Below are 12666 nucleotides of genomic sequence, written 5' to 3'. Positions count from 1 at the left end.
GTTCCAGGCGGTGCGCATTCAATAACTTATGTTAGTATGGTACCTCATTAGTCACTGGAGCGCCATGGCTGCGCCGGTTCCAATTCAGACACTTCTGCAAACTCCATGACAATCGGTTCCATCGCCCCAGGCATCTGCCGCGCTGCGGCGGCACTGAGGGCGAAGGCGGTCTGATCGCACGATCGGATCACCAATGGCGCAAGCCGGACGACCGTAATCCTACGGGTGTCCGTGCTGCGTGTGATGCGGTGCCTAACGGCAGGGCCGGGTCGATTAAGCCAGCCTTAGGAGCGCGCTGCCTAGGTTGAACCGATCAATCAAATCAGGGTGCATCATGCGGGTCGGTCAGCTGTTCACTGTCTCGATGCTCTCGGTCGCGGGCCTCGCCTGCGTGCTCGGGGGCGAGATCGTCGTGTCTGAGTATCGCGCTTATGCGAGCAAGACCGAGGCGATCCGGTCGGTGGACGCCTTCGGGGCCGTGCTGCTGACCGGGCAGGCGATTGCCGGGTTCCGCACGCCCTATGCCACCACGCTGTTCCAGGAGTCCGTTGCCAATCCGGCGCAACTCGAAGCGATCGCCAGATCCGGGCAGCAGGCCGATGCGGCCTTTGCGAAAGCCCGCAACGCGATCGAGGCGATCTCCGATAGCCAGCCGATCATCGATGGATTGGCAAAGGGTATGGCCAGGCTCAACGACGTCCGCAGCATCGTCGATCGCGCCGTTCAGGTGCCGTTGAGCTCGCGCGATCAGAACGCGACCCGCGGCGCGCTGCCGGGCATCTCCGACAGCCTGAAGATGATGGAGCCGCTCTTGAACCGGCTGGAAAGCCGGGTGGCGGCGGCGGATCCTTCGCTGACGCCGCTGCTGAGCATGGCGCGCACGGCCCAGGATCTGCGGCTCACCGCTGGCGGGCGCGCCGCGATGCTATCGCCGGTGCTCGGAGCGAAGCGACCGCTGACTGCCGCCGAAATCTCGGCCATGGACCGCGCGCAGGGCCGCGTCGAAGCGAACCGCGAACGCATCGAGTCCAGCATCGATCAGGTCGGCAATCCCCCCGCGGTCGTGCAGATCATGAGCGAGGCGGTCGAGGCCTATTTCGGCAAGTCCGCACCGCTGATCGAGAAGGAGGTCGCAGCCTCGCGCAGCAACGGCAATTATTCTTTGACGCCCGACGAACTGGGCAATCTGGTGGTTCCGGCAATCCTCAAATTTCTGGCCGTTCGCGACAAGGCGCTGGCCGAGGCACGCGACCGCGCCGAAGCCGAGCGCGACGACGCGCAGCTGAAGCTGGTGTTGGCAAGCGCTGCCGTGCTGGCGCTGCTCGGCATGCTCGCCGTCGTGACCTTCATGCTGCGCCGTCGCGTGATCGCGCCGCTGGCGGCATTGACCGGCGTCGTCGGCGATCTCGCCGCCGGCCGCGATGACGTCATCATTCCCGCCAATGATCGCCAGGACGAGATCGGCACGCTGGCCGGTTCGCTCCAGGTCTTCAAGGATGCGCTGCTGGCCAAGAAGGCCGCCGATCGGGCAGCCGCCGCCGAGGCGGAAGCCAAGATCCAGCGCGGCCAGCGGGTCGACGTCATCACGCGCGAATTCGAAGCGATCATCAGCGAGATCGTGGAGGTCGTGTCGTCGGCGTCGACGGCGCTCGAGAGTTCGGCCGGTACGCTGACCGCGACAGCCGAACAGTCGGAGCGGCTCGCCACCACCGTCGCCGCTGCGTCGGAAGAAGCATCCACCAACGTCGGGTCGGTGGCATCAGCCACGGAGGAGATGTCGTCCTCCGTCACCGAGATCAGCCGGCAGGTGCAGGATTCCGCACGTGTCGCTAACGAGGCGGTGCAGCAGGCGCAGCGCACCAACGACCGGGTCGGCGAACTCGCCAAGGCCGCCAGCCGCATCGGCGATGTCGTGGAGCTGATCAATTCGATTGCGGGCCAGACCAATCTCCTGGCGCTGAACGCCACGATCGAAGCGGCGCGCGCCGGCGAAGCCGGTCGCGGCTTCGCCGTGGTGGCGTCCGAGGTCAAGGCGCTGGCCGAGCAGACCGCAAAGGCCACCGACGAGATCAGCCAGCAGATCAACGGCATTCAGGCGGCGACGCAGGAGTCCGTGACCGCGATCAAGGACATCGGACAGACCATCGAGAAGATGTCCGAGATCGCCTCGACGATTGCTTCGGCCGTGGAAGAGCAGGGCGCCGCCACCCAGGAAATCTCGCGCAGCATTCAGCAGGCCGCGCATGGCACCCAGCAGGTGTCCGCCAACATCACCGATGTGCAGCGCGGCGCAAGTGCGACCGGTCAGGCGTCGGCGCAGGTCCTGAACGCCGCCCAATCGCTCGCCGGTGAAAGCAGCCGTTTGAAGCGCGAGGTGACCCGATTCCTCGGGTCGGTTCGTGCAGCCTGAGACGCGCCCGGCGCGTCAGGGCGCGCTCCTCATCCGTGTCTCACTTCCCTTGGCGGGGTTCTGCGTCATGTCTCGCCGTCGAGCGCCGTGGGTCGCTACATCTTGATCTTGCCGGCTCCACCATGAGTTTGAGCTCGCTCGAGGTCTTGGTGTGGTCTTTCATCGTCTGGGCGGCGAAGCTCTTTTCCTGCGCGTTGCCTTTTTCCTCACCCAGCCGGTTGGACTGGAGCTCGAACATGTCGCTGATCGGGAACTAAACCGAAGGCTGGGCACGAGATTCCGCGGAGGACCGCCGCCCCAGCCGCGGTGAACGGCTGCGGCGACGTTCGAGCAACGCGCGCAGGCGCAACGCATCGGCGGGCGCCGCGCTTTTCTGATCGTTGTCGAAGTAGACGTAGACGTCGATCCCGTGTGCGGACCATCCACGGAGGCGCCGGGCCCAGTCTTCGAGCGTGGCAGCAGGATAGTTGTCGCGGTACTGGCCGCCCGGTCCATGGCCCCGCACGTAGACAAAATCAGCGGTCCGTCGCCACGGCGCCGGCGCGTCGTGATGGTCTGACAGACACAGCGAAATATTGGCATCTCTCAGCAGGCGCAGGATCGTTGACGTATACCAGCTCGGGTGACGGAACTCGAAGCTGTAGCGGCGATGCCGGGGCAGCAGCGCCAGGAATCCGGCGAGCCTGTCGACATCCAGCTGGAATTGCGGCGGCAGCTGAAACAGCACGGGGCCGGCCTTATCACCGAGCAACGCCAGCCGGCTTTCCATCAGCTCCAGGCTGTTGACCGAGCGCGCCGACAGACGCTTCCAATGGGTGATGAACTTGGACGCCTTCCAGGCGAAGACGAAGTCCGGACCTGTCTGATCGTGCCAGCTGCGGACAGCAGCTTCCGTCGGTGTTCGATAGAACACACCGTTCAACTCGGTGGTCTCGAATTGGCTGGCGTAATAGGGCAGCTCATGGCGGATCAGCAGACCGGACGGAAAGAAGGCGCCGCGCCAGGATGCGTAGTGCCATCCAGATGTGCCGACCACGATCCGCGCCATCCTCACCTCGCCGGGCAAATTCTCCCACTCATAAGCCTGCGGGCGGGACTGAGTTCCTGGATCGGGGGACAGAATACGTGGCCAGCGGTGCGGCCAGGCGGCGGGACGTCCAGGTAAATTCTAGCGATCTGCAGGCTGCAGGCGCGGAGCGCTCAACAGCTCATTGATGTGCGCCGCCGTTTCGGCCTGCAGCGCCTTCTTCAAGAGCGAATCCCGCTCCTGTCCGGCCGGAAGCAATTTCGCAGCATCACGCGCCGCGGTGGCGGCCTGCTGCAGGCGCTCGGCAAATGGAATTGTTTGTTTGCGCCGGTTTCTCTTGAGGGGCATGGGCGAACTCCTGTTTCACTGAACAGGAGTCTGTGACTCTGTCCGGCCGGTGTCGCTAACACACGTTAGCGTGCAATTCACGATGAGCGGAAGGCGAGGGAACCGTCTTGCGGCCTGCGATGGTTAGTTGTTCGACCGTTCCGGATCGTTGCCTGGGACGCTGAGATGCACCTCATGTCCTTGTTTGAGCGCCAGGGTGGCCGCTGCGGCCGCCGACTCGAATGCCGCTTCCCGGGTGGCGAAGTCGCCATGCGTGTTGCCGTCGTGCAGCACGCTCCAATGATCGCCGACCGCGACCACGGCGTATTGAGCTAGTCCCATTGTCTCCTCCATCGCTGTCGGAACTCCAACAGATCAACTGCCGACGCGGTAACGCGTCAGACGGTGTTGCCGACGTCGTCGGCGATGAGCAGCGCGCCGGTCTTGTCGACGGCAACGCCGACCGGCCGCAACCGTCCGGCGCGCGTCGCGGCGTAAGCGAGAATGAGACCGAGGATGACGATGCCGAGGCCCCAGCCCCAAAAGCTTGCCGCTCCGCCGTTCATGTCGTTCGCCTCCGCTGCGGTCGAACCCGGCAGCGTCGCGCCACCGAGCGGACCATCAACGAGAGCGAGTTGCATTCCGTTCCAGCGGTCAGCGCCGCCGTCAGAGCTCGATGATGATGTAGTCGTTCTCGATCGCGACGGGGTAGCGCTCGGCGACGTAAGGGCCTTTCACGAGGTTCCCGCCGGTCTCGCGCTTGACGTCGTAGTTGCGCAGCCGCGTGGTGCGTGGGTCGCACCAGGACTGGCCGGTGGCGAGCTCGAACTCCCAGCCGTGCCAGGGGCAGCGCAGGAATTCCCCGTTGCGTTCGAGGCGATAGTCGCCGGGACCAGAGGATTGCGCGATGCCGGTGATGACGCCGGTGCAGATCCGCGCGCCGCCATGCGGACAGCGGTTCAGCAGCGCATGCAGCCTTCCGTCGACGTTGAACAGTGCGATCTCGCGGCCGTCGATGAAGGCGGTCCGGCGTGCGCCCGGCGGCAATTCGTCGGCGGAACAGACGACGTGGCGGCTCATGACAGGCGATACAATGCCATTGCATTGTCCCTGAAGATCTGGCGGCGCTGGGCTTCGGTCATCGGGAATTTGAAGGAGAAGCTCGGATTGTCGTAGTCCCAATGCGGATAGTCCGACGAGTAGAGCAGGCGGTCCCAGCCGATCCAGTCGATGATCTCCGTGAGATGGCGCGCCTGCTCCGGCTCCTCGATTGGCTGCGTGGTCCACCAGATGTGACGGCGCAGATAGTCGGAGGGCCGCTGCTTCAGATGCGGCACTTCCTTGCGGAACTTGTCGAAGTGCTTGTCCATGCGCCAGGCCAGCGCCGGGGCCCAGGCGAAGCCGCCTTCGACCAGAACGACCTTCAGGCCGGGGAAACGCTCGAACACGCCGCCGAGGATGAAGCTCGCGGCAAGCGACTCCATGCAGGCGACGAACACGTAATGCTCCTGCAGGTAATAGGTCGGCCATCCCGAGCCGGTCGAAGGATGTCCGCCATTGTAGCCGACCGGATGCAGGCCGATCGGCAATCCGGCGCGTTCCGCCGCGGCGTAGATCGGCCAATAGCGGGGATGGCCCAGCGGATCGGACGGTCGCGACGACAGCATGATCTGCACGTAGCGGCGATCGGCGGCGCAGCGCTCGATCTCGGCCACCGCAGCCTCGGGGAACTCCTGCGGCACGACGATGCCAGCACGCAGCCGCGGCTCCTGCCGCACCCAACGGTCAATCTGCCAGTCGTTCGTGGCCCGCGACATGGCTGCGGCAAATTCGGGATTGCGTTCCTCCATGCCGCCCTTGCTGAGCGCCATCAACAGCCCGAACTCGACATTGACGGGATCGAGATGCTGCCTGCGCAGCATGTCCAGATCCGATCCCGCCGGGCCGCTGGCCGGCAGCGCGTCGGAGCGCATGCCGGCTGCCATCATGCGCGGATACATCAGCGTGCTCGACAGCGCCTGCCGCACATGCACCCCGTAAGTCTGATAGTGCTCGCGCCAGCGCGGCTCGAGATAGGGCAGCAGCTCGCCGGGCGTGCGATGGGCGGGATGAATGTCGCAGTCGACCACCGCGAGGGTCTGTCGCGCCTGCTGCTCTCGGAACGGTGCGTTCATCGGATCGTCTCCTCGATCGTGGCGGCCGCGCCAAGCGCCTGCTGGGCAAGGCGCGGATAGGTCGCCTGCGCATTGTCGATCAGCAGCTTGCGCAGGGTGGCGGACGGCACGCCGTCGGGCAGCACGTCGTCGCCCTCGAACTGCCAATGCGGGTAGTCGGTCGCGAACAGCAGCATGTCGTCGGAGCCGATGCGCGCGATGGTCTGCGCGACGGCGGTGGCGTCGGGGGCGTCGAACGGCTGGGTCGTGAGCCTGATGTGCTCGCGGATGATCTCGGATGGCCAGCGGTCGACCCAGGGCGTTTCGGGGCGAGCCCCGCGCCAGGTCTTGTCGGTGCGCCACATCGTCACTGGCAGCCAGCTGACGCCGGATTCGAGGAAGACGAATTTCAGCTTGGGAAATTGTTGGAAAACGCCCTCGGCGATCAGGCTGACAGTCTGGTTCTCGAAGGCCTGCGCCTGGGCGACATAGTCCTCGAACTGATAGCAGGGCCAGCCGACGATGGTCGGCGCATAGCGATAGGTGCTGCCGGCATGGACGGCGACGACCAGCCCATGGCGTTCCGCGGCGGCATAGAGCGGGAAGAATTCGCGCCGGCCGAGCGGCCGCTCGCCCATCGCCAGCATCAGTATCTGAACGAAGCGGCTGTCGGATGCGAGACGCTCGACCTCGGCCACCGCCTGGGCGATGTCCTGGGGATGGATCAGGATCGAGCCGCGCAGCCGCGGCTCGCGGTCGAGCCATTGCACGCGCAGCCAGTCATTGACCGCGCGGCACAGCGCGGCGGCCATGTCGTCATGATGCAGCGCGACGCAGCCATGGATGACATTGACGATGGCGCATTGGACGCCGAACGGATCGAGCGCTTGTGCGCGCAGAGTGTCGAGCGGCGTGGCGGCCGGCGTGCTGCGCCAATCGGCGCGCATGCTGATCGGCGCATTGGGCGGATAGCTCATCATCGCAAACGGCATGCGGTCGATGGCGCGGTTGACGAGCTGGTCGCGCCAATAGTCGTCGAGGAAGGGCAGCAGCTCGGCGATGGTCGGTGCGGCAACGTGGAGGTCGCAATCGATCGCACCCCCATAGGGCATTCTCATGGTCGGCTCCGTATCTGACGAGAACGTGTCGGCGCAGCAGCGATCAGGCCGGCGCGGCCTGATCGACCTTGTCCGGTTCAGGAGCTGCGAGGCTGCGGCGACGTTGCGACAGCCCCAGCGAGACGACGCAGCACGCCATGACCAGGGGCGGGAGCGCCGCGAGCACGAACAGGCTCGACGCCGGCAGATGCCGGGCGATCAGCAGCCCGGCGATCAACGGTCCGCCGATCGAGCCGATCTTGGCCACCGAGAGCGCCCAGCCGACCGCAGTCGCGCGGTTGGCGCTCGGATAGAACTGCCCCACGGCACTGTTCAGACCCTGGTGGCCGCCGACCACGAAGAAGCCGACGCACATCATCGCGGTCAGGAAACCCGCGTCGCTGAAGCCGGCAAACCCCAGCGAAGCAACCAGCGGGCAGGCGATCATCGGGACGGCGGCGATCGCAAGCACGCCGAAGCGGTCGAGCGCCCAGCCGGCGAGCAGGGCTCCGACCGAGCCGCCGAGGCTGAACATCGACAGGCCGAACGCAGCCTGCGCCGGCGAATAGCCTGACGCTTCCGCCAGGATCGGCGTCCAGCTGTTGAGGAAGAACATCGTCATCGAGCTGGCGATATAGGCCACCCACAGCAGCGGCGTGATGACCGCGAGCCTGCCGTCGAACAAGGCGGTCAGGCGCGCGAACGGCCCGCTGCCGGCCGGGGTGGGCTCGTCCTCCCGGATCACGAAGCGGCTGGTCGGTTGCGCGTTGAGACCGGGCGCGATGCGGTTGACGATGCGCGCGACCTCGTCGGGTTGCCGGCCCTGCGCGACGAGAAACTTGATAGATTCCGGCAGGCTGAAGAAGCTGACGATCGCGGCGAGCAGCGGCAGCACGCCGCCGATCCAGAACACGATCGGCCAGCCGAGATGCGGCACCAGCCAGGCGGCGATGAGTCCGCCGGCACTGCCGCCCGCGACATAACCGAGCATGATGATGGCGACGACGGTGCCGCGATAACGGCTCGGCACATATTCGAGATTGAGCGAGAAGCACAGCGGCGCAAGGCCGCCGATCCCGATGCCGGCGAGGAAGCGGAGCGCGATAAGCATGTTCAGATCACCGGCCCACGCTGTCAGCAGGCTGAAGCCGCCAAAAGTCACGGTAGCCGCGACGATCGAAAGACGCCGTCCGATGCGGTCGCCGAGATAGCCGAAGATCAACCCGCCGACGAGAATGCCGAACACGCCGGCGCTGAACACGATGCCGAGCGTGGCCTTGTCGATGCCCCAGCTGCGGATGAGGGACGGGGCCGCGAACGCCATCGCGTGCAGGTCATAACCGTCGAGACACATCATGATGGTGGATAGGGTCACGACTTTGAGCACCAGGGCGTTGCGGCGCTGGTGCTCGATGACGTCGCTGACGTCAATGACCGCTGTTGAGCTCATGGTCTCCTTCCCCTTCTGCCGTTCGTTTGGTGACGGCTTGTGCAAACCGCCCGACGGCGGCCAATCGTTCTGGGCGGAGCGACCGACCCGGACACAACCTTGGAGGCGCGTCCACAGCCGGAGCAGTTTGCAGCTGCAAGCTATTTGCTTCGAAAAGGAGGGAGAATAGGCTATTTTGGCAGAACATTTTTTCCGGATTGGATGAAATGAGCGATAGCCTTTTGAATATGAAGGCCTTTGTGGCGACGGCCCGGAACGGAAGCTTCTCCGAAGCGGCCCGCCAGCTGGGGCTGGCGCCGTCCGTCGTGACGAAGCGGGTGAGCCACCTCGAATGGTCGATGAAATGCAAGCTGTTGCGACGAAGCACGCGGCGCCTGCAGCTCACCGAGATCGGTGAACGCTATCTCGAGACCATGCAGCAGATCGTCCGTGAATATGACGAGATGGCTGCCGGCGTGAAACGATCGCCGCATGAGATCGAGGGCCACATCCGCATCAAGGCACCGGGGTCGCCAATGGCGATCGACCTGCCGCGGCTGTTATCGAGCTTTCAGATCAAATATCCGCGCGTCGTCCTGGAGGCGGTGCTGGTCGACCGCACCGTCAATCCGGTCGAGGAGGGATTCGACATCGTGCTGACGATGATGCCGTCGTCGTTTCATGGCGTCATCGAAGAGCCGCTGCTGGCCTTTCCACGTGTGCTGTGTGCCGCGCCGTCCTATCTCGCGCGGCGTGGCCAGCCGCGCCACATCCGTGATCTCGCCGATCACGATTGTCTGGTGTTTACGCCGATGGGGTCGGTTTGGACCTTCGACGGCAAGAGCGGTCTGACCACCGTCGCGGTACGGCCGCGCCTGTTGACCAACAATAACGGGCTGCTGGTGGAAGCCCTGAGTGCCGGTGGCGGCATTGCGGTGGTCTCGCGCAAGGTGGTGGCCCCAGGGCTGCGAAGCGGAGCGCTGATCGAGGTGCTCCCGGAGGCGTTGCTGCCGGACCTCTGGGTCAAGGCCCTGGTGCCGACAGCGCGGGCCAATCTGGCCCGCGTGCAAACCCTGCTGTCGGAGATCCGCGATGCCTTCCGCCGGGTGGGAGAAGGTCAGCCGGCGCATGTTTGACTGGCTCGCGGTCGCAGCGATGCGCCTGGCGAGGGTCTACCCGCTGATGCGATAGCCTGTTAAGCAGCAGGCGAGCGCGGGCGGCGTCGCCCGGACGACCTGAGAGAGGCATGAGCAATGATTGAGACAGTCGGCATCATCGGAGCAGGCACCATGGGCAACGGCATCGCGCAGGTCTGCGCGGCCGCGGGCGTACCGATCGTGATGGTGGACATTTCCGAGCAGGCGGTGGCGCGCGGGCTCGCGACAGTCGGCTCGAGCCTCGATCGTCTGGTCAAGAAGGACAAGATGACCGCCGCCGACAAGGACAAGGCGCTGTCGCTCATCACCGGCACCACGGACAAGGCGAAGCTGGCGAGCTGCGATCTCGTCATCGAGGCTGCAACGGAGAACGAGGAGCTCAAGCTCAAGATCCTCAGGGATCTCTGCGCGGGCCTGAAGCCGGAGGCGCTGATCGCCACCAACACGTCGTCGATCTCGATCACCAAGCTGGCGACCGCGACGGACCGGCCCGACCGCTTCATCGGCATGCACTTCTTCAACCCGGTGCCGATGATGGCGCTGCTCGAACTGATCCGCGGCTTGCAGACGTCCGATGCCACGCATGCGGCCGCTGCCGATTTCGCCAAACGGATCGGCAAGGTCGCGATCACCGCGAAGAACAGTCCGGGCTTCGCCGTCAACCGCATTCTGTGCCCCATGATCAACGAGGCGATCTTTGCCTATTCTGAGGGGATCGCCACCGCCGCCGACATCGACGAGGGCATGAAGCTCGGCTGCAATCATCCGATCGGCCCGCTTGCGCTGGCGGACCTGATCGGGCTCGATACGATGCTGTCGGTGATGGAAGTGTTCTACAACGGCTTCAACGATCCGAAATATCGCCCGGCGCCACTGCTGAAGGAAATGGTGGCGGCAGGCCAGCTGGGCCGCAAGACTGGCAAGGGCTTCTACGACTACAGCAAGTAGTTGCGATTGGCCACAGCATTGCGCGCAGCGGGTCGCTCCCGCTGTCGCGCCGAAATGCCGCGGAAGCTGGTCCTCAAAACCATTCTGATTGCAGATCGGTTGATTTGGCAGTTGCCGGATGCGATGCGTCGGCGATGATCAATCTTGCGGTGACATGCGAACCCGGCATCCTGCGCCGCACCACAACTGCAGCCTTCGCAAGGGCACCGATTGCGGCCGATAAAAGCTACAGTTGATATTCACCAATGGCATTGGTCGAGCCGACGGCCAACGCCGGGTCGGCAAGGGGCCATGCCTCGCTGATGCAGCCCTCTAAGCCGAGCCCCGGCGTGCCGTTCGTGAATTTGCCGCTATGCGACGGTCCGAAGCGATCCCGTCGCACTCAGCGGAGTCGGTACTGAGGTGGAGTCATTGGACCTCCCGCCACGTTGGTTCGCCGTCAATCCGCGATGGCTGATCTGTCACTCACGGCCACTACAGAAAGCGCACTGCAGACGAGCAGCGACACGATCGTCCTCCCGCTCGCAGACGCTGTCAAGGCGCATGATGACGCAATGATGAACCCGGCGTTACAGCGCTGATCAGCACATCGCGCCGCATGCCATCGAACTTGGTGCCTGGCGATGACAAATCATACGCGGATAACTACATAGGCGCGGCAAGGCGATTGCCGATCCCGGTCTTGGCAGTCTCCGGCAGCCGGATCGTGAATCGCGGTGATGTTGGTGGGGAGAATGCTTGCGCAGCGAGCGTCACAAATGAACGCCACAAAGATGAACGTTTGCGGCGCGTCAAACAGCCGCGTTCATCCGCGGTTACACTGCAGACGTACAAAGTGATCGACGGAACCAAAGGGATTCGTGGCGTCTTGTCTGCCGCGAATATCACAGCAGGAGAACAGCGATGAAGACAGCAACCATCACCCTGGCCACGGCCGCGGTTCTCGCGTGGAGTCTGCCTGTCCTTGCTGCGGAGCAGGGCGCTGCCGGCGTGGTGACCGGCATCAATCGTCTGAATGGAACGATTGCCATCAAGCGCGTTCAGAATGGAACCGTGGGCGCGGCTGCCGCGGCGACAGCGGAGGAATTCAAGGTCAAGGACAATGCGATGGTCGAGGACGTTCACGCCGGCGATCGCGTCACATTCTCCACATCGGACGGCAACACCAAAACGATCATCAAGCTCGACCGCCAGAAATAGCGCATCCGTGCTGAGCTGAGGACGAGATGCGATCGCGGGATAGCGTGCTGCGATATGTCGCCTGGAGCCTTGGCCTCTGGCTGATCGTCGGTCTCTGCCATGGCGCCAGCGCGGGGACCGAAGATCTCTACCGCGCTCAGACGATTGTGACCGGCCAGGGGCCGGACAACCGTGAGGTCGCGTTTTCCGCCTGTCTGGAAGACGTGCTGATCAAGGTGTCGGGCGCTTATCAGCTCGGCGGAGACGCCCGCTTGACGCCGTTCAAGGCGCGGGCCGGCGACTTCGTCACCGGCTTCGACTATCACGACCAGAAGGCAGGCAAGCCGAAGCATGATGAGCAGGGCACGCGCGATCGTTCCTACGATCTCACGGTCTCGTTCGATCACGCCAAGATCGACGCTCTGCTGGGGACCTTGGCGACCAGGCCATGGCTTGCGGCGCGTCCGGTCGTCGCCACGATCGTCGCAATGAATTACGGCGGCAGCAGCTTTCTTGTCGCCGCGGATGATCGGCGCTCCGATCTGCAGCGTGACACGCTGCGTGCGGCCGCGGCCAAACGCGGCCTCGACATCGCTCTGCCCACGGCGTCAGAGCTCGCGACGGCCAGCTCTGGCCGTGCCGATCAGGGCGCTCCGACCCCGGCGAGGTTTGGGGCCGTGTTGCCCGGCGTTCAGGTCAGGCTGTTCGGGCAACTGACATGGGATGACCGCGAACTCGGCTGGATCGCCCAGTGGCAGCTCGACGCCGACGGACAGCGGCATCATTGGCAGCTCCGCGGCGTGACGTTCGACGATGCATTTCGCCGCGGATTCGGCGGGGTGGCGCAGATTCTCTCCGGCAATGGAGCGCCGTGAGACGGGGCCCTGCGTGACTTTGCGGCTTTAGCCGTTGCGAGAGCTCCGCGCCCATCACCGTTCT

General features: G+C 64.7%; 14 protein-coding genes. 5 read left to right on the top strand and 9 right to left on the bottom strand.

The genetic code is table 11. The features are described 5' to 3' along the window. Positions 1-334 precede the first annotated feature (334 nt). Positions 335-2410 (top strand): methyl-accepting chemotaxis protein, encoded by a 2076-nt coding sequence (locus BBTA_RS19970; RefSeq protein ID WP_012044319.1) that lies wholly within the window; start codon positions 335-337, stop codon positions 2408-2410. 40 nt (positions 2411-2450) lie between these two features. Here the strand turns inward: BBTA_RS19970 and BBTA_RS41840 are convergent, their stop codons facing one another. The 9 genes from BBTA_RS41840 to BBTA_RS19925 form a co-directional block, all read right to left on the bottom strand. Then, positions 2451-2648 carry a DUF4142 domain-containing protein gene (locus tag BBTA_RS41840; RefSeq protein ID WP_049795390.1) on the bottom strand — a complete coding sequence of 66 codons (198 nt, stop codon included), beginning with the start codon at positions 2646-2648 and terminating at the stop codon, positions 2451-2453. Positions 2649-2663: 15 nt separating this feature from the next. Then, positions 2664-3458: a DUF72 domain-containing protein gene (locus tag BBTA_RS19960; RefSeq protein WP_012044318.1), complete on the bottom strand. Its 795-nt coding sequence runs from the start codon at positions 3456-3458 to the stop codon at positions 2664-2666. A gap of 120 nt (positions 3459-3578) precedes the next feature. Continuing rightward, a complete protein-coding gene (locus BBTA_RS19955; protein ID WP_012044317.1) occupies positions 3579-3785 on the bottom strand; it encodes a hypothetical protein in 207 nt (68 codons plus the stop codon). 123 nt (positions 3786-3908) lie between these two features. Next, positions 3909-4106, bottom strand: a complete 198-nt coding sequence (locus BBTA_RS19950; RefSeq protein ID WP_012044316.1) for a hypothetical protein — start codon at positions 4104-4106, stop codon at positions 3909-3911. A gap of 56 nt (positions 4107-4162) precedes the next feature. Continuing rightward, the gene (locus BBTA_RS19945) at positions 4163-4405 is read right to left on the bottom strand and encodes a hypothetical protein (protein ID WP_012044315.1); all 243 of its coding nucleotides are present in this window, start codon (positions 4403-4405) and stop codon (positions 4163-4165) included. Positions 4406-4430: 25 nt separating this feature from the next. Further along, positions 4431-4844: a Rieske (2Fe-2S) protein gene (locus BBTA_RS19940; RefSeq protein WP_012044314.1), complete on the bottom strand. Its 414-nt coding sequence runs from the start codon at positions 4842-4844 to the stop codon at positions 4431-4433. Next, positions 4841-5938, bottom strand: coding sequence for an amidohydrolase family protein (locus tag BBTA_RS19935; RefSeq protein WP_012044313.1), 1098 nt, complete (start codon positions 5936-5938; stop codon positions 4841-4843). Before BBTA_RS19935 ends, BBTA_RS19940 begins: the two co-directional genes overlap by 4 nt. Then, positions 5935-7035 carry an amidohydrolase family protein gene (locus tag BBTA_RS19930; RefSeq protein ID WP_012044312.1) on the bottom strand — a complete coding sequence of 367 codons (1101 nt, stop codon included), beginning with the start codon at positions 7033-7035 and terminating at the stop codon, positions 5935-5937. Before BBTA_RS19930 ends, BBTA_RS19935 begins: the two co-directional genes overlap by 4 nt. A 43-nt stretch (positions 7036-7078) precedes the next feature. Further along, positions 7079-8464 carry an MFS transporter gene (locus BBTA_RS19925; protein WP_012044311.1) on the bottom strand — a complete coding sequence of 462 codons (1386 nt, stop codon included), beginning with the start codon at positions 8462-8464 and terminating at the stop codon, positions 7079-7081. A gap of 29 nt (positions 8465-8493) precedes the next feature. Here BBTA_RS19925 and BBTA_RS19920 point away from each other — a divergent pair, with 29 nt between their 5' ends. The 4 genes from BBTA_RS19920 (at position 8494) to BBTA_RS19905 (ending at position 12602) form a co-directional block, all read left to right on the top strand. Continuing rightward, a complete protein-coding gene (locus BBTA_RS19920) occupies positions 8494-9579 on the top strand; it encodes a LysR family transcriptional regulator (protein WP_244424049.1) in 1086 nt (361 codons plus the stop codon). A gap of 117 nt (positions 9580-9696) precedes the next feature. Next, positions 9697-10548 carry a 3-hydroxybutyryl-CoA dehydrogenase gene (locus BBTA_RS19915; RefSeq protein WP_041750783.1) on the top strand — a complete coding sequence of 284 codons (852 nt, stop codon included), beginning with the start codon at positions 9697-9699 and terminating at the stop codon, positions 10546-10548. Positions 10549-11451: 903 nt separating this feature from the next. Then, positions 11452-11748, top strand: a complete 297-nt coding sequence (locus BBTA_RS19910; RefSeq protein WP_012044308.1) for a copper-binding protein — start codon at positions 11452-11454, stop codon at positions 11746-11748. 26 nt (positions 11749-11774) lie between these two features. Next, entirely contained in the window at positions 11775-12602 is an 828-nt protein-coding gene (locus tag BBTA_RS19905) for a DUF2066 domain-containing protein (protein ID WP_012044307.1), read from the top strand. The last annotated feature ends 64 nt before the right edge of the window (positions 12603-12666 follow it).

It is taken from the genome of Bradyrhizobium sp. BTAi1, assembly GCF_000015165.1.
Lineage (GTDB): Bacteria > Pseudomonadota > Alphaproteobacteria > Rhizobiales > Xanthobacteraceae > Bradyrhizobium > Bradyrhizobium denitrificans.
Note: the sequence above shows the minus strand (reverse complement) of the source record. Positions and strands in the feature narration are given on the sequence as shown.